At 42.4% G+C, this 18,094-nt stretch carries 15 protein-coding genes and 1 other RNA gene; 4 read left to right on the top strand and 12 right to left on the bottom strand.

Annotated elements, in window-relative coordinates; all coding sequences use genetic code 11:
* Window positions 1-227: 227 nt before the first annotated feature.
* The 9 genes from IGI38_RS00190 to IGI38_RS00150 all read right to left on the bottom strand — a co-directional run bounded on the left by IGI38_RS00190 (window position 228) and on the right by IGI38_RS00150 (window position 9,374).
* Window positions 228-572, bottom strand: coding sequence for a DUF2200 domain-containing protein (locus IGI38_RS00190; protein ID WP_438725475.1), 345 nt, complete (start codon window positions 570-572; stop codon window positions 228-230).
* A gap of 21 nt (window positions 573-593) precedes the next feature.
* A complete protein-coding gene (locus IGI38_RS00185) occupies window positions 594-1,763 on the bottom strand; it encodes an NAD(P)-dependent malic enzyme (protein WP_438725474.1) in 1,170 nt (389 codons plus the stop codon).
* Window positions 1,750-3,132, bottom strand: coding sequence for a class II fumarate hydratase (fumC, locus tag IGI38_RS00180; protein ID WP_438725473.1), 1,383 nt, complete (start codon window positions 3,130-3,132; stop codon window positions 1,750-1,752). The genes IGI38_RS00185 and fumC overlap by 14 nt, the downstream gene beginning before the upstream one ends.
* 402 nt (window positions 3,133-3,534) lie before the next feature.
* The gene (dtd, locus tag IGI38_RS00175) at window positions 3,535-3,981 is read right to left on the bottom strand and encodes a D-aminoacyl-tRNA deacylase (protein ID WP_438725472.1); all 447 of its coding nucleotides are present in this window, start codon (window positions 3,979-3,981) and stop codon (window positions 3,535-3,537) included.
* A 68-nt stretch (window positions 3,982-4,049) separates the two neighbouring features.
* On the bottom strand, window positions 4,050-6,257 hold the full coding sequence (locus IGI38_RS00170; RefSeq protein WP_438725471.1) for a RelA/SpoT family protein: 2,208 nt from the start codon (window positions 6,255-6,257) through the stop codon (window positions 4,050-4,052).
* A gap of 188 nt (window positions 6,258-6,445) precedes the next feature.
* Entirely contained in the window at window positions 6,446-7,189 is a 744-nt protein-coding gene (locus tag IGI38_RS00165) for a 16S rRNA (uracil(1498)-N(3))-methyltransferase (protein ID WP_438725470.1), read from the bottom strand.
* 1 nt (window position 7,190) lies between these two features.
* Window positions 7,191-8,138 carry a 50S ribosomal protein L11 methyltransferase gene (gene prmA / locus IGI38_RS00160; RefSeq protein WP_438725469.1) on the bottom strand — a complete coding sequence of 316 codons (948 nt, stop codon included), beginning with the start codon at window positions 8,136-8,138 and terminating at the stop codon, window positions 7,191-7,193.
* 129 nt (window positions 8,139-8,267) lie between these two features.
* Complete coding sequence (locus IGI38_RS00155; protein WP_438725468.1) at window positions 8,268-8,744, bottom strand: DUF3013 family protein; 477 nt, start codon at window positions 8,742-8,744, stop codon at window positions 8,268-8,270.
* A 3-nt stretch (window positions 8,745-8,747) separates the two neighbouring features.
* Window positions 8,748-9,374 carry a DNA-3-methyladenine glycosylase gene (locus tag IGI38_RS00150; protein ID WP_438725467.1) on the bottom strand — a complete coding sequence of 209 codons (627 nt, stop codon included), beginning with the start codon at window positions 9,372-9,374 and terminating at the stop codon, window positions 8,748-8,750.
* 269 nt (window positions 9,375-9,643) lie between these two features.
* Here IGI38_RS00150 and IGI38_RS00145 point away from each other — a divergent pair, with 269 nt between their 5' ends.
* Window positions 9,644-10,921 (top strand): replication-associated recombination protein A, encoded by a 1,278-nt coding sequence (locus tag IGI38_RS00145; protein WP_438725466.1) that lies wholly within the window; start codon window positions 9,644-9,646, stop codon window positions 10,919-10,921.
* A gap of 60 nt (window positions 10,922-10,981) precedes the next feature.
* On the opposite strand, the gene IGI38_RS00140 is transcribed toward IGI38_RS00145, so the two are convergent.
* The 3 genes from IGI38_RS00140 to IGI38_RS00130 form a co-directional block, all read right to left on the bottom strand.
* The gene (locus IGI38_RS00140; RefSeq protein ID WP_438725465.1) at window positions 10,982-12,388 is read right to left on the bottom strand and encodes an MDR family MFS transporter; all 1,407 of its coding nucleotides are present in this window, start codon (window positions 12,386-12,388) and stop codon (window positions 10,982-10,984) included.
* A gap of 208 nt (window positions 12,389-12,596) precedes the next feature.
* Window positions 12,597-13,064: a MarR family transcriptional regulator gene (locus tag IGI38_RS00135; protein WP_438725464.1), complete on the bottom strand. Its 468-nt coding sequence runs from the start codon at window positions 13,062-13,064 to the stop codon at window positions 12,597-12,599.
* Window positions 13,065-13,157: 93 nt separating this feature from the next.
* A complete protein-coding gene (locus IGI38_RS00130) occupies window positions 13,158-16,700 on the bottom strand; it encodes a hypothetical protein (protein ID WP_438725463.1) in 3,543 nt (1,180 codons plus the stop codon).
* A 120-nt stretch (window positions 16,701-16,820) separates the two neighbouring features.
* On the opposite strand from IGI38_RS00130, the gene ssrS reads away from it, so the two are divergent.
* From ssrS to IGI38_RS00115, 3 genes are all read left to right on the top strand, one after another.
* Window positions 16,821-17,014, top strand: a non-coding RNA gene (gene ssrS, locus IGI38_RS00125) — 6S RNA.
* A gap of 66 nt (window positions 17,015-17,080) precedes the next feature.
* Window positions 17,081-17,365: a hypothetical protein gene (locus IGI38_RS00120; protein ID WP_438725462.1), complete on the top strand. Its 285-nt coding sequence runs from the start codon at window positions 17,081-17,083 to the stop codon at window positions 17,363-17,365.
* A 163-nt stretch (window positions 17,366-17,528) separates the two neighbouring features.
* A complete protein-coding gene (locus IGI38_RS00115) occupies window positions 17,529-17,999 on the top strand; it encodes a universal stress protein (RefSeq protein ID WP_438725461.1) in 471 nt (156 codons plus the stop codon).
* The last annotated feature ends 95 nt before the right edge of the window (window positions 18,000-18,094 follow it).

The raw sequence follows: 18,094 nt of genomic DNA, 5'->3' as shown, positions 1-18,094 counted from the left end.
ATCGATAGTGTGGTCATTTTGCTATCAAAAAATGAAGCCGACTCATAAGTGTTCAGCGTCAAGAAATAAGAAGGCAATTCCGAAAATTACCAAGAAACACAGTGACGTAGGAACTGATGTTGAATGTTACCTACTGGGTGTTTCTCAAATTTTTGTGAATTTTCGGCTTATTTCTGCAGATGCTACTTATGAGTCGCCGTTTATTCGTGAATAGGAGCTGATCCAAATTATTTCCGCAAGATTTTTTCCATCTTTTTTCCTTTGGCTAATTCATCCACTAATTTATCCATATAGCGAATTTTTTGCATCAATGGATCTTCGATATCTTCTACACGGTACCCGCAGATTACACCTTTAATCAAGGAAACATTTTCGTTTAATTGGGGAACTTCAGCAAAAAAAGTTTCCAAATCGACACCAGCGTCGATTTGTTTTTGCAGACCTTCCTCATCGTAACCTGTCAGCCAACAAATAACCTGATCAAGCTCTTCTTGGTTTCGTCCTTTTTTCTCGACTTTCTGAATATACATAGGATAAATCGAAGCAAAGCTCATTTTAAATATTCTACTCATCATGAAAGCTCCTTTAGTTGATTATCGTGTTACGCCATCTTTTCTGGCAGCTTCTGCTACTTTCAGAGTAATTAAGTCTACCACATCTTCATCAAAAGCAGATGGAATGATATAGTCAGAATTCAATTCAGAATAAGGAATCGAATCCGCGATCGCGTGGGCACAGGCTAATTTCATACGAGGCGTAATTTTTTTTGCTTCTGCAGTAAATGCGCCGCGGAATAATCCCGGGAATGCCAATACATTGTTGATTTGATTTGGAAAATCCGAGCGGCCCGTCCCCACAACGGAAGCTCCCCCAGCAATCGCTTCGGCATAAGTAATCTCCGGCTCAGGATTGGCCATCGGAAAAACGATATTGCCCTCATTCATCGAAGCAACCATTTCTTTAGTCACTAAATTAGGTGCGGAAACACCAATAAACACATCCGCCCCTGCAAAAGCTTCTGCCATCGTTCCTGAAAAATCTTTTGGCGTGATCAATTCTAAAATTTCTTTTTCAACAAATGTCGCGTTCGTCATTTGCTCATTTAATGCGCCATCCTTATTAAAGGCAACGATGTTTTTCACACCAAGATCAACCAACATATGAATAATCGCGCTGCCCGCTGCTCCAGTTCCTGAGATCACGATTTTTAAATCCTGGGGTTCCTTTTTAACCAACTTCAACGCGTTGATCAAAGCAGCTGTCACGACAACCGCTGTTCCATGCTGATCGTCATGAAAGACGGGAATATCCAACGCTTCGATCAAGGCACGCTCAATCTCCACACAACGCGGAGCACTAATATCCTCCAGATTGATCCCGCCGAAAGTCGGTGCCATGGCCTTAACGATTCGGATAATTTCCTGCGGGTCCTTTGTATCAAGGCAGATAGGTACTGCATCAATGTCAGCGAATTCTTTGAATAGTAATGCTTTTCCTTCCATCACAGGCAACGCCGCTTCCGGTCCAATATCGCCTAGACCTAAGACTGCTGTACCATCCGTAACAACAGCAACACTATTGCCTTTCCAAGTATAGTCATAGGCCTTGTTTTTATCCTCAGCAATTTTACGACAAGGCTCTGCAACACCTGGCGTATAGGCTAAGGAAAGATCCTTTTTATTTTGCACTTTTGCTCTGCTGGTCACTTCGATTTTTCCGTGCCATTTCTTATGTGCTGCTAATGCTTCATCATAGATAGTCATCGTAATTTTCTCCAATCATTTTTTCCGGTCGAACCCAGGCTTCATATTCTTCTTCGGTCACATAGCCTAAGGCGAGTGACGCCTCTTTCAGCGTTGTCCCTTCATTAAAGGCTTTTTTTGCGATTTCAGCACCCTTATCATATCCAATGTGTGTGTTTAATGCCGTTACCAACATCAAGGATTGCTCCAGTAATTCGGCCATTCGTGCTTCGTTTACAACTAACCCCTTCAAGCAGTTGTCACTGAAGGAATGTAGAGCGTCTGTTAACAAACGAACACTTTGCAGTAAATCAAAGGCGATCAGCGGCAAATAAACATTTAACTCAAAATTCCCTTGTGAGGCTGCAACGCCAATCGCTGTGTCATTTCCCATCACTTGAACAGCAACCATCGCCAGAGCTTCACATTGCGTCGGATTAACTTTTCCAGGCATGATCGAACTCCCCGGTTCATTCGCAGGCAACGTGATTTCTCCTAAGCCACTGCGCGGGCCACTAGCCAGCCAACGGATATCGTTCGCCATTTTCATACAATTAGCCGCTAACGCTTTTAACGCGCCGCTGACAAAAACGACCGCATCACGATTGGCTAATGCGTGGAATTTATTGGCTTCGCTGATAAAATGAATCCCCGTTTCTTCTCTTAATGCTTCAACAAAAGCATCTTCATACGCTTTCGAGGCATTTAATCCCGTCCCTACCGCAGTTCCACCGATGGCTAACTGACGTAATTCCGCCAAACTATTGATCAGCATTGTTTCATTATGCTCCAATGCTGAACGCCACCCGCTGACTTCTTGGGCAAAGGTCACTGGCGTCGCATCCTGCAAATGCGTACGCCCGATTTTTATCACATGTTTGTTCTGTTCTTCCAAGTCTTCCAAAACACCGATCATCTCATGGATCGCCGGTAAGACGTTTTTCTCGATCGTAAAAGTCCCCGCAATGTGCAAAGCAGTTGGAAAAACATCATTAGAACTTTGGGACATATTCACATCATCGTTAGGATGGACGGCTAAATCTTTTTGACTTGCCAAATTAGCGATCACTTCATTGGCATTCATATTGCTCTGAGTACCGCTGCCTGTTTGCCAAACTACCAATGGAAATTCAGCCCAGTTCTCACCCTTTAGCAGCAAATCAGCCGCGTTTTGAATAGCCATGGCTTTTTCTGCGGCCAGCTTTCCTGTTCTTTGATTGGCGATCGATGCCGTCTTCTTGACCAAGACTAAGGCATGCAGCAACTCCGGCGGCATTTTTTCGCCGCCAATTTTAAAATTCTGACGGCTTCGTTCGGTTTGTGCCCCCCACCAAGCCTCTTTCGGCACTTCAATCGGCCCCATTGAATCCTGTTCGATCCGTGTTTCCATCTATTCGACTCCTTCATGTTCGTGTTTTTCAATCTATTTTGTTCAATTATCGCTTATTTAGTGAATAAAAGGTAGAGCTAGCTCAAATAAAAAGGAAATTCATTTTTCCAAAATCAGGAAAAATGAGCTTAGCTTCGTACGCATACGATTCCGCTAAACTCGATGCTTCTATATTAAGTTCAACAAATGAGATTCAGCTCAAGCTTTATATACTGCAAAAAGCTGGACTCGCAGCTAACTCATTTGAAAAATGTGCTTATTTTCGTTTGCATATCATTCAACTATACTTCATGTACTTAGTTTCAGTCTGAATGCTTGGTTGATCTCAAAAAGTAATAAACTGCGAAAAGTTAAACTGACAAAAAAAGTACAAAAGCTGGTTAACTTTTGTACTTCCATCGGTTATTTATCTCTTGTATCGAAAAGGATTGTGACAGGGCCATCATTGACCAGTGCTACATCCATGTCGCCGCCGAATTCGCCAGTTGCAACTGTTAAACCAGCTTGGCGTAATCCTTCGTTAAAATACTCATATAAAGGAATCGCTGTTTCAGGCCGTGCTGCCTTCACAAAGCTTGGTCGATTGCCTTTTTTAGTATCCGCATATAAGGTAAATTGCGAAACACTTAAAACACTACCTCCAACATCTTGCAGGGACTGGTTCATTTTACCCTCTTCATCTTCAAACACACGTAGGAGAGGAATCTTCCGAATCAAATAATCTGCATCTGCTTGGGTATCTTCTTCATGAATACCTAAAAGAATCATAAATCCGCGATCGATTTCACCAATGATTTTTTCATCAATCGTGACACTCGCTTTGCTCACTCGTTGAATAACTGCTCGCATAAAAACCTCCTGAAAACTATTGAAAATTTGTCCCGCTACCCTTGTGAAACGTCTAAATTGAACGGGGCCTACCCTTTCGTCCGCTTCACGCTATAAACATCAGGGACAGTTTTGATCTTATCGACGATCGAATAAAGATGGTTCAAGTTCTGGATCTTGAAGGTCAAGTTGATGACCGCCAAACGATCTTTGGTTGGTTTCGCTTCGACACTAACAAGTTTTTTGGTCATACCGCTAACGATATTCAATACATCATTCAACAAACCATCACGATTGAACCCATAGATTTCCAAATCAGCATTATAATCTTGAACGGAGTTGGTTGTATCTTCCCACTCCACTTCAATCAAACGTTCTTGGATATCCTTTTGTTTCGTGATATTTGGACAATCTGCACGATGGATCGAGATTCCCCGGCCCTTCGTAATATAGCCGACAATGCTGTCCCCGGGAACCGGATTACAACAATGACTGATCCGAATCAATAGGTTATCGATCCCCTGAATAACGATCCCGCCTTCATGGCGAACCTTGATTTTTTCAGGTTCCTTCGGGTTGCTGACCATTTCATCAACAGCATCCCGTTGTTTTTGCTTCATTTGTTCACGACGTTCTTTTTCCGTCAGACGATTGGCAAACGTCAATGCACTCATTTCACCAAAACCGATAGCAGCATATAAGTCTTCTTCGCTGTGGAAATTGAACTTGTCTAAGACATCAGAAAGTTTGTCCTTCGTCAGCATTTCCTTCGGCACAAACCCTAGATCATTGATGCATTTAATGACCGCATCATGGCCTTTCGAGACATTTTCTTCGCGATCTTGTGTTTTAAAGAAGCGTTTAATTTTATTTTTCGCCTTGCTGGTTTTTACTAGATTCAACCAATCGCGACTTGGGCCAAATGAATTAGCCGAAGTCATGATCTCGATAATGTCGCCATTCTTCAGCTTATAATCCAGCTGCACCATCTTGCCGTTTACTTTGGCACCAGTGGTTTTATTTCCAATATCAGTATGGATACTATAAGCAAAATCCAGCGGACCTGAACCTTTTGGCAACTCAGTAACGTCGCCTTTTGGTGTAAACACGTAAACCTTATCACTAAAGATGTCGCCTTTGACACTTTCCATAAATTCGGAAGCATCATAGCTTTCATCCTGTAATTCAATGATTTCGCGGAACCAATCAAGTTGTTTATTGTCCTGATTAGCATCTTGTTTTTCAGTTTTACCTTCTTTATAGGCCCAGTGAGCCGCAACCCCGAACTCAGCGATTTGGTGCATCTCATGTGTACGGATCTGAACTTCCACTGGATTGCCGCTTGGCCCGATGATCGTCGTATGCAGAGACTGATACATATTGGTCTTAGGCATCGCGATATAATCCTTGAAACGCCCAGGCATTGGTTTCCATTTCGTATGAATCGCACCCAGCACAGCATAGCAATCCTTGATTGAATCCACGATTACGCGAATCGCCAACAAATCATAGATTTCATCAAATTGTTTCTTTTGATCGCGCATCTTGCGATAGATTGAATAAATATGTTTGGGACGTCCATAAATATCGGCCTCGATCCCCAGTTCCTTGGTCGCTTCTTTGATCTCATTAACTGATTCTTCAACAAAGCCTTCCCGTTCATCGCGTTTGCTGCGCATCAGATGAACGATACGATAATATTGTTTTGGATTCAAATAACGCAGCGCCGTATCTTCTAACTCCCACTTGATCCGGCTCATCCCTAAGCGGTCAGCCAATGGGGCATAAATCTCTAACGTTTCCCGGGCGATCCGGCGTTGTTTGTCATCACGCAAATATTTCAATGTCCGCATATTATGCAAACGGTCAGCCAACTTGACCATGATGACGCGCAAGTCTTGTGCCATCGCTAACAACATTTTTCGGTGATTTTCCGCTAACTGTTCTTCATGAGACTTATATTTGATCTTCCCTAATTTAGTTACACCGTCGACTAGTGATGCGACGTCTTCACCAAATTCAACTTTTAAATCGTCCAACGTTACTGGCGTATCTTCCACAACATCGTGTAAAAAACCGGTCGCAACAGTATGAGGATCCATATGTAAGTCCGCTAAAATCCCTGCCACTTGAATCGGATGAATGATATACGGCTCTCCTGATTTACGAATCTGGGGCTTATGTGCTTCATAAGCAAAGTCGTAAGCCTTTTGTACAAACGCCACGTGCTCTTTTCCCATGTACGTACTAACCATCCTGATGACGTCAGGACCGGTTAATTCAACTTCTTTTGCCATGTGACGTTCCCCCTTTGTTTATTGGTGCCCCAAAAGCTGCTTCGAAAACGAAGTCGAAAGCTCACGAGAAATTGAGAAATGTTTTCAGAAATTTCCGTTTAGTTCTTGAAGCTTCACGCTTTTGTCCCAACCCTTTTTGAAAATGATTGCTCTCATTATACAAACTATAGTAAGCTTTTTCAATCAAATCAATGCAAGAGTTCATAATAAAAGCTTGCCGCACTCAAAAGATAGAACGGAGCCGTTTCTGTTCGCAAAATCCGAGGACCCAACCCGCAGAGTTTCGCTCCTGCTGCTTGAAAAAGCCCGATTTCTTTTGGCGTTAACCCGCCCTCTGGTCCAAAAACGACCAAAAGCTTTTGTCCAGCCTTCAATTGCTGAAAGGTTTGGACCAACTGCGCCTGTTCGCCTTGCTTGGCCGATTCTTCATAAGCGATCAAGACCGCATCATAATCAGTAAAACGAGCGATCAATTCTTTCTCTGAGGCAAAATTGACAACGGGCAATGCTTGACGATGCGATTGTTCCGCTGCTTCTTGCGCAATTTTATTCAAACGCTGCTGCTTCTTCTTTTGCTTTTTGGCATCCCATTTTGCGACGGAGCTTTCACCAGGAAAAGCAATGAAATCATGTGCCCCCAGCTCCGTCCCTTTTTGTACGATCAATTCAAGTTTCTCACCTTTTGGAAAACCGCTGGCGACCGTAATTTCGATCGGTAATTCTCGCTGCAAGCTTTCTTTCTCGAGTTCTTCCAATGTCACCTTCTCATTATCGATCGCAATGATTTTCGCTTTAATCGCTGTTTGATCATTGAAAACTAGAAAAACCTGATCATCCGCGGACATCCGCATCACCCGTGACATATGATGATGCGGTTCACCGCTGATTTCGACTGTTGACTGATATGCTTGATCAATAAAATAGCGCTGCATCTTACTCTTCCTCTGGTTTCTTCAAAATAATCGCGAACCAGTCTTTTTGTTGGAAGATTCGATCTATCTCAAAACCTTGAGTGTACATTTCCTCCAACACCATATCCTTTTTATCCTCAATGATTCCCGAAACAATCAATGTGCCATCGGGTTTCAATAAACGCCATGCATCTTCAATCATCAAAACGATGATATCCGCTAAAATATTGGCGACGATCACATCTGCTTCTTCCTCCACACCAACCAATAAATCATTGGCTGACACATGGATATTTTCAGTATTGGCATTCAAATCAACATTCTCTTGTGCAGAACGAACAGCCACCTCATCCAAATCATAGGCATAAATGTCCTTTGCTCCATATAACGAGCTGGCGATACTCAATACACCTGAACCGGTACCAACATCCAAGACTGTTTCGCCGCCGCGTAAAACAGTTTCCAATGCTTGCAAGGTCAAGTTCGTTGTTGGGTGTGTCCCTGTTCCGAAGGCCATGCCAGGATCTAGTGTAATGATCTTCTCATCTTCATGCTGCGCCTCGTAGGTTTCCCAGCTAGGAACGATCGTTAAATAGCGCGTCACACGAACAGGGTGATAATATTTTTTCCAGGCTGTTGCCCAGTCGCTTTCTTCTACTTCACTAACTTCCACGATATTTTTACCAATCTTCAATCCGAACTCTGGCAATTTTTCGATCTTCGTTTTGATAAATGGTAAAATCTCCGGCAAGAAAATCGTTTCCGGAAAGTACGCCATTACAATAGCGCCTTCCTTCAAACTTGAAAATGTTTCTTTGTCTAAGAGTTCGCCGTATTGATCCTCTTGATAATTTTCAAAATCCAACGCATCTTCAATCGCTACACCTGATGCGCCAGCCTCCATTAAAATATTCGAGACAGCTTCAACTGCTTCACTTTCCGTTGTTACCTTGACTTCATTCCATTTCATAGTCTTCGCCCCTCCTAGTTCATAGCCATGTATTCCGTTTTTATCCCTTAATTATTCCCATTTGCTTATCAGTATCGCCGAAAAAAACGTAGATATTTTGTTTTGCTAACACCTTTCAACTACAAACAGCTAATAACTTGGGCATGGCAGGTAGCTGCTGTCAGTCGGTTTGATCGATGCCTTGAATACAGCGTCGTCCCATTTCATTTCAAAAATTCCTTCTGGACTATCATCCGCCAAGAAATCCAATAGATCGCTTTGCCCTTCATCTAACACATCTTTCAAATAATCCACAACAGCGGTCAACTCATTTTTCTTCATCCCTTTTTTGCCTTCATAAGGAATCACTGCTAAAAAGTCCTCAGGGCTATAGACAGATTTTTCAGGATCAAATAGTAGAATCCCGTCTTCAAATTCAATGATCTCTTCTTCCGACGCTACGCCATCCACATCATCAATTTCAATCTTCTTTTTATTTTCCCCGTAAATGCGAAAGGCGATTTCAAAACTGTGGTCACGCGTATCCCACTCCAATGCTAACTCATAATCAGGAATTTTTTTGTTTAAGTAACTATCTAAATAAGTAATCATGGTTTCTTTTGCCATTTTTTATTTCCTCCATCCATTGTTTTCTTCTATTAATGCTTTGCGTTGATTTGTTATGTATGGATTCCCCTGAACAACATAACGTAAGGGTCGTTCAGTCCAAATGCCTTTATTAGGAATTCCAATACGCGGCAAGACAGCGATTTTTCGGGGCGTCCGGCGTTTTTCTGGCACTAAATGCAGTGAACTAGAAAAAATCGAGTCTCCATATAAATTACGCGTAATTCCTAAAGCCTCTACAAGTTTTCCTGGGCCATTAGAAATATCCGCATTTTTTCTGCCATGACGATTCAAAACCATTTGATCGATTCCTTCTGCAGGTTCGATGCCGCGGATCATTACACCTTGTGGCGTTCCCTCTGGCTGTGTGATCATATTCAAAATTAAATGTGTATGCATCGTATATAAATAGATTGTTCCCGGCTTTTCGTACATCGCACGTACACGCGGCGTATTACGCATTCCATAACTATGGGCAGCTTCATCATCCGGACCTAAATAGGCTTCACAATCAACAATGTATCCACCTAGTTTTCCCGCTGATGTCTCATGCTCTAGATACATCCCTAATAAATACTGCGCCACATTTTCAGTCGTCTCAGTATTAAAAAAATCGATTAATTGCTTCATTTTTATCACCTTCTACATGATACACAATAATTAGGACGCTTACCACGTCCAGCAATCAAATCTCAGCAAACCTAAATAAGCTTTTCATTCGGATCGATTCTCTAACAAAAAATGTTTATTCATTGATTATCCCTTCTGCTGACTCTCTTATCTTTCTCTCAATCTATAAAGTGTCAGCTCCTTTTCAATAAGGAATTTTCCTAACGTAAAAAGCTAGAAAATGCTATAATAAGAACATATATTCTGATTTTTGATCAAGGAGGTTTCTTATGCAACAGCCTTTAGCTTTTCGCATGCGCCCCCGTAACTTAGATGAAGTCGTTGGGCAGCAGCAGTTAGTTGGACCCGGAAAAATCATTCGACGCATGGTGGATGCCAGAATGCTTTCTTCCATGATTTTATACGGACCGCCAGGCACAGGGAAAACCAGTATCGCCAGTGCCATTGCCGGCTCAACCAATTATGCGTTTCGCATGTTGAACGCGGCCACAGATACCAAAAAAGATTTGCAGATTGTTGCTGAAGAAGCCAAAATGAGTGGAACAGTCATTCTATTACTAGATGAAGTCCATCGTTTAGATAAAACCAAGCAAGATTTTCTTTTGCCGCATTTAGAAAGCGGCAGAATTATCATGATTGGGGCAACGACAGAAAATCCATACATCACTATCAATCCCGCTATTCGCAGCCGGACGCAAATCTTTGAAGTAAAACCGCTAGATGAAGGGGATATCATCACTGCCGTCCAATCGGCTTTGGAAGACAAGGAACGCGGCCTTGGAGAATATTCTGTTGCGTTAGATGAAGAAGCGTTAACTCATTTAGCCCGTGCGACCAATGGTGACTTGAGAAGTGCCTTGAATGGTTTAGAGCTAGCAACAAAATCTACACCCAAAAATGATGAAGGAACCATCCATCTGACGCTTTCGATCATTGAAGAATGCGTACAACGTAAAGCCTTGACCCATGATAAAGATGGCGATGCGCATTACGATGTCATTTCTGCGTTTCAAAAATCAGTTCGCGGCAGTGATGTCAATGCGGCTCTGCATTATTTAGGACGATTAGTCGAAGCAGGTGATTTGCCGATCATCTGTCGCCGTTTAATGGTGATGGGGTATGAGGATATCGGTTTGGCTAATCCCGCAGCGGCCGCTCGAACAGTTCAAGCAGTACAAGCGGCAGAAAAATTGGGATTCCCCGAAGCACGGATTCCTTTAGCAGATGCCGTCGTAGATCTTTGTCTTTCGCCTAAATCGAATTCGGCCTACGTAGCCTTAGATGCGGCAATCACAGATATTCGAATGGGAAATGCCGGAGAGGTGCCCGATCATTTACGCGACAGCCACTATAAAGGCGCGAAAGAGCTTAATCGCGGGGTAGGCTATCAATATCCTCACAGTTTCGAAGGCGCTTGGGTCGATCAGCAATACTTGCCTGATAAAATCAAAAATGCTCGTTATTATGAACCAAAATCCACTGGTAAATACGAACAAGCACTCGGGCAGCAATATCAGCGGATCGAAGAGTGGAAAAAGAAAAAATAAGTCCTATAAAAAAGGTTCCAAGTTCAATTTCTGAGCTAGGAACCTTTTTTAGGTCGAAAATCATTCAATTGAGCTTTTCGTTTTATTTGTTAGGAAAATACTTGGAATGAAAATCAACACTAATACAACAACAGATACTAGAAAACCAGCATGATACGCGGATAGTTCGTGAGCAATCGTTGGCTGCGCACCTTGTAAGACAGTGGCCACCACAGTCGCGATCATCGCTGACCCAAAGCTTGAGCCCAGATTTTCAATAATATTGATGCCGACACCCGCATCGGGCAGTTCTTCATCCGCTAATCCAGTGTATGCGTCGCTAGTCAGCGGTAAATTGATTCCACCAAAGCTTGTCCCACGAATAAATAGAATCAAGCCGATCCAAATCATACTCGTCTTATCAGTGACAAACACCAATGGAATGGTTCCTATCAAAGAAATAATTAAGCTGACGATCACGACATATTTCGCACCGAGCTGATCAATCAGCTTCCCGATCAACGGGCGGGTCACCAGCATACCCAATCCTTGCGGAATTAGGGCGATCGCAGCCTCCATCGCAGAAAAATGACGGAAGTTTTGGAAGAACAGCGGTAAAATCAGCATCGGTCCCATAATGGCGATGTTAGCAAAAAACAAAGCAACACTGGATGCCCTAAAGCTTCGATGTGAAAAAATCGTCAGCGGTAAAACAGTCGCATGTTTTTTGCGGTGATCATAAAGAATATAGACAATCAGAAGCGTGACACCCACGCCTGTCCAGAACAATGATTCACTATTCTTGAAGGTCGCATGATCAGCCGCCTTTGTAATACCGTAAATCAACGCTGCGCTCATGACAGATAAATCGAGAATACCAAAGATATCCAATTTACTTTCTCGATTGAATGGTTCAAAAGCAGGCAGTGTCCGCATCATTAATGGAACAGCGATCAAAACGATAAAAACATTGATGAAGAAAATCCAGCGCCAAGAGGCCGCCTGTACGATAAAACCGCCTAGCACTGGCCCAAGGATCGGACCAAAAATCATCGGTGTACTGACGATGGCCATGACACGACCGATATTCTCAGGCCCTGCAGTCTTAACCAGAAGAGTCGACATCAATGGCGTGATGATCCCCGCAGTAAAACCTTGCAGTAGGCGAAAGACAATAAAACTAGCGACGTTCCAGCTGATGCCCGCAAGAACAGAAGTGAATCCAAATAGAATCACCGCCCAAATAAAAACTTTCTTGCCGTCAAAACGATTCATCAACCAGCCAGCGATTGGTACAGCGATGGCTAGTGCCAGCACATAACCAGTGATCGCCCACTGGATCGTCCCCAGTGTCGTATGAAAATTTTTGGTCAATTGATCGATAGCGATATTCACCATCGTAGAATCCAGCATTGGTGCAATGGCGCCGAGGGCAATCGCCCAGGCCGCAGATAAAACTTCTTTAGGTAATTTATTTGATTGAGTCATAAAAAACTCCTTTCTTTTATTGAGGAAATACGTTTTATTCCCAGTTCGAATCAGATATCGCCTATACGCTCCTGCTACGTTGTGAATGAGGCTAATGGTCCTCACTGATCCGAAGTTTTTTTGTTTCCCAGGAAACTATACACGCTGTTTGTTTCCGTGTCAACAAAAAAACTTCAAAAAAAAAAGCAGCCGTGATTGACTGCTTAAACTAGTTAAGGGTGATTCCCTGTTTTTTGATTTCTTGATCCAGGTGTTGGTTATACCGTTCAAGAAACTTTAGAAAGGCATCATACTGTTCCTCCGTGACTGGTTCAAAAACAACTTCATCACGATCCTCAAATTCCCGATGAAGCTGCTCATGAATATCGAAAACCTTTTTCCCCTCTGTAGTCAGTTTAAAATAAATTTCTTTCTTGTTATCCGTCTTTTGATAACGTTCGATATACCCTTTTTTCAGCATTTTTTTCGTCAGCTTACTGATCGCCCCACGAGTCATGTACATAGATTCCGCCATTTTCGTAACATTCGGATCTTTGTGTTTGCCGATGAACTCGATACAATGGACCTCTGACACAGTATAGCCTGCTAACGCCTTCTCCATTTTTACTTTATCCAACCACGCGCGCTTATTAAATACTTCGCTGAACCCTTCCAGAACTTCTTCTCTTTTGTTCATGCGTTTTTCTCCTATTCATCAGTACTGTTTTTTCCTGACATTCTGTTGAGTGCAAAACTATTCTAGGTTAATTTTGTTTCTTTTTCAACAAAATTATTCCACTTTTGTTGTTAATGTCCAATGAAAAGTCATGGGGTGATCGCCGCATTTCTGTTTTTCTTTCGGAATAGTTAAGAAGACGCCTCTAGTTTCGTCCCAATCATTTAAAGTCGTTGTTAATGAACCCGTTTGTGTAAACACTATCGCCGCTTCATTCAATGAAGCAATTTCCCCAGTTTCTTGAAAGAAGAGCGTCCCATTATCTGGTGCTTCAGCTTGCAGCGTTAACTGCCATGGCCCTTGTTCTACGCGGCTATCTTCGACCTCAAGCTTGCCAAAAATCTTCGGATAAAAAGTGGCTTTCTTTCCGACAGCTTGCTGACCAAAGTCGATCAATCCCGGAACAGAAAGCAATCTAAGACTTCCGGCCACTGGTTGAAAGTGTGCTCGAACTTGATAAAAATAGTTTTCAGATGGTTGCCATGAGTTTTCAGTCAGCACCCTGCTCTCATTATTACTAGCGATGATTTCGGCATGTTGAAAAGAGAACTCTTCCGTCTCAATAAACCTTAACTCAGGCATTATTTTACTGTCAGCAGGAATGACCAGCATTCCCTCCCTATCATTTGCTATTCCCCAAATAGATAACGGCAATGGCTGATTATCGGGCTTCAAGGCAGAATCGTGAACAATTTTTCCAGTCGGACTCATCACTTGATAGTCAATGATCGTGGAGGCGACAGCTAGCCCCGTATCATTAGTGGAGTCGCCGGTATACGTGTGGCCCAGCTCATCGAATCCGATAAAATTCTCCGGCGTTAATGAACCTTCGTTCCCTGCAAAAGTCATCACAGGATACCCTCTTTGCTGAGCAAATATTTTCCCTTCGATGGGTTCCAAATTTTCCGGCCTCAGCAAACGCCAAATTAGCTTTTTCGCTGGAATGAATTTTCGTAAAAAAATAGTGTGCGCTCCTGCCGGCGTGTGTAACTCTGCTCCTTCTGCTGCGATCAGACTCCCGGTTTTTAATTGCTCTACCCTTAAGTGCGCCGCTTCCGCTAAAAAGAGTTCTCCGTATTTATGATGATTTTGTTCAAAATTTGCGCTAGTCGCGCTGCTGCCATTGAGGATTGATTGAGCAAGTACTTCATTTGCGATCACTAGTTTTGTAAAATTGCTGATATTTCCAATTTGAGTTGTTTCTTGCTCCGTTCCTACAGCTATCGTAATCTGAACAGGACTGGTTTCAATCAAGCGATTACTAAATGTTGTCAGATCACTGCCAATGACCGTTCTGACTGATTGAGCCGCTAAAATATTGACAGCCAGTTCATGCGTCAGAAGACCTGCATAATTATTTTTGATCATGCCTTGAATCAAAGAAAAACTCCCGTTTGGAGCGTTGATTTTCAGATCAAGTGCCGGTGTATAGAGCGTCATTGGATTTTCTGCTCCATCTCCCAATACTTCGATTTCCGAAAAGGACGTTTCAGTTACTAGTTCGAAGGTGAGTTGTTTCTCCGTACCGCCGAGAAGATTTGTTGTTTCTGCATTTCTTGGTCGTCCAGCTGACACACCGAGCCCTTCCGCTAAATCTATCGTTCCTGCAAGCTTTAGCGAAACATTGCCGCTGACCATACCGCTTTTGGCGATGCCGCCCATGATTTGAGTAGCGTCATTACTTTTTCTAAATTTCCCGCCAGTTATAACAGTCTCAGCATCACCATCAATCATGTGATTTGATCGCAGGCCATATGAAGCTGCCAGTAGACCCAAAAACTCTCCGCCAGAGATTTTCCCATGGACATTTCCGATCAGTCGCCGATCCTGGTTGCTCCCTGCCACGGCGTAGCTCTCAACTTTTCCGCTAGTCATTTCAAGCACGCTGTTTCCATATATACGATAACAACCACCGCCCGCTCCACAAACTCCGCTAGCTTGACCAGCTTCAAAGCGAAGCAAACAATCCCCTTCGATTACTCCGCTGAAGCTGCCGCCAAAAGCATAGCTCAAAAGCGCCTGCCTAACGATCAGCTTTGTACTTCCTTTGACATAAAGAGCATTCTCCCATGGGTTTCGATTATCACCGCCGCCTGCAGCTCCGCTGAAACCATGCGTTGAACCAATATTTTCTTTATTTGTTAAATAATTAGGATCTATTCCTTCCTTTTGCGCATAGTCTCCCCACTGCTTGCTATAAACAAGACTTTCTTCTCCTAAAACCAGTTGAACTTCTCCATTAATTACCCCTGCATAACCAGCTCCGCAAACAGTGTAATCATTTCCTTTGCCACGACTGACACAGCCGCCCATCAAACGAGTCGTCACGTTTCCTTCAACAAAAAAAGCTGTTTGACTTCTTGCCATGGAAAACCGTTCTGTCGAATTCAGCAGATCATAAGCAAGTTCCTCAGCTGTTCTTTTTTGCGGATCTGCCAGATCAATATCAGGCATTAGGCTCGGTGAATTGGTTAAACTTCTTTTCTCCACGTCCATGCCGCCTGCTCCATCGATTCGTTTAAAGGACCCCTGAGACGCTTTTCCAGCGAAAATTTGATTTTCAATTCCGCCATAAATCGTCCCACTGTATTGATTGCCTCCCACAAAGCTTCGTTCACCGCTTTGAAAGTGACGCGTATCAATATTCGTCGTAATCGCCGTCTCTTCTCCATAAATCTCACCAGCTTGCGAACCGCCAATTAAAATTCCCTCTTCAGAAAAATTTCCAGCGCCGTTAAGCAAAGTGTTGATTGCTCCTGTTTTGCCAAAAGCTGCCCCGCCAACGAAATTTCCCAAAGTAAAATTTGACGAGCCAGAAGTTAATTGATTGGTGATTTTCCCACTCACTTCGACTGGATCAGCAGCTGTACCAAAACCACCTCCATAATAATTATTCAACGTCCCTTTAAGATTTTGAATTTTTGTTGTGATATTTCCTGAAATTTTTCCTTTCAGAGAACCTCCGCATAATTGCGTAATATCACCTTCTAAATCCAAAATTTGAGTTGTCGGGCTTCCCGTCAGCGTCCCCGCTTCATTTCCGCCATATATTTCCCAAGTGCCGCCTCTGACCTGCTGAAATATAATAGCAGGATCACCTGTCAAATCACGATTACTGCCGCCAAATAATTGAGTCTGCTGGATATGATGGATGTTTTCAAAGAAAAGCTGATGTCCATTCCCATAAATTTTTACTCCTTGTAAACTTAATGATTCAAAGTGACAATCCTGACCAAAAAAGCAATTGGCAGGTAGATACAGTTTAGCTTCCGTACCTAACCCTTTGAAATTCAATTTGGCTGAAATATTCACGAAGCTAATGGTCTCACGCGTAGGTTCATGCAGCATTTCGTTGTCACCAACTGTAGTCTGCCTTAGATCAAGAGTTCCTTCCAATTGAATCGTATACTGCGTGTCCGTGCCAAACTGATAAAGATCAAAAAGCAGTTGTTTGAACCCCTCCGCATTGGGTGAATAGTTTCCCTGCTGAGTCACCGGCGGAATGAGTTCCAATCTTTCCGCTTCTGCGTGCGCTGCAAAAGAACTCGATAAAAAAATGAAAAAAAACATAAGAAAATAAGCGAATTTTTTTGACATATTGTCCTCCTTTTATATACAATATACGTATAGAAGACGTAAATAATTTGGATCAATTCAAGTTTATAGATACGAGCCACTTCATTGCGTCTCAATAATGACTGTGCTATGATTGAGATGGAAATTCTGTGATGTGCGCGTTGCCTATTTCAGTGTTGACCGAACATTTTTATTGATATCTTGGGATCTGTCTTGTGTCAAAGTTGGTAACATGCCTTTTCATTTGGTAGTTCGATGCTTAGACCATGGAACCCACCTGCTAGATTTTGCGGGATCAATACTATCGGGTGAATAACGGCATCGACGGAATTTTCCATTTTTTATGGATTGAAAGCAATTTGCGTACTGCAAATTGCTTTTTATTGTATTGGAGGAAGAAAATGATCCGCATCCTATTATTTTTACTTGCCCTTATTTTATTATTCTGCAGCTATTATTTAATTAAAAAGCCTCAAGGTCTTCTAGTACTTTTTAGTAAAGATACCCAAACAGATTCACGCAGCTTCTTACGTCAATTTGGATATGTTTATGCATTGCTCGGAATCATCGGTATCGTTGTCGGTATCCTTAACCAGCGAACTTACTCAATGATGTATCTAATCGTTCTTCTAGTAGTTGCCGCTCTCTTTGCTTTATTGATGGGATCAAAAACAAAAAAAGGTTAACAGTACCATTTTTAAGAATTTTGATTTAAAATAAAAGATGAGATATGGATACCAACGATAAAAATTGGTTTCAGCAGCAAAATTAGTAGACGGGTTTACAGTTAGATGATCACACTTATTTTTCTGAGAAGAAAAACATTAAATTGAATAGGAGTTGGGAACGATGGATCAAGAATATACTAAAATTATGGTGGCAGTCGACGGTTCTAATGAAGCAGAGCTGGCTTTCAAAAAGGCCGTTAACGTAGCAAAACGGAATCAAGCAGAATTGTTACTTGCTCACGTCATTGATACACGCGCGTTTCAAACAGTTTCTTCTTTTGATAATGTTTTAGCAGAACAAGCAACCGACATGGCTAAACAAACGTTGGTTGATTATGAAGCCAACGCAAAAAGTGCTGGGGTTGAACATATCAGCAAAGTCATTGAATATGGTGCTCCAAAAGTGATGATCGCTAATCAAATTCCTGAAAACAACCAGATTGATTTGATTATGCTTGGAGCAACTGGCTTGAACGCTGTTGAACGTTTATTTATCGGTTCAGTTTCTGAATATGTTATCCGCAATGCCGATTGCGACGTGTTGATCGTTCGGACAGACTTAGATAATAAAGTCCCTGAAAAAGAAGACTAGCTTAGTGCCATAAACAAAACCTAGAATAAAAAAGAGGTCAATCTCAAATGTGAGATTGACCCTTTTTCTTGTCTTAAAAAAACCGCTCTTGTATT

Origin of the sequence: Enterococcus sp. AZ128, from assembly GCF_051714485.1 — a bacterium.
In the GTDB taxonomy this organism is placed as follows: Bacteria; Bacillota; Bacilli; order Lactobacillales; family Enterococcaceae; genus Enterococcus_A.
Note: the sequence above shows the minus strand (reverse complement) of the source record. Positions and strands in the feature narration are given on the sequence as shown.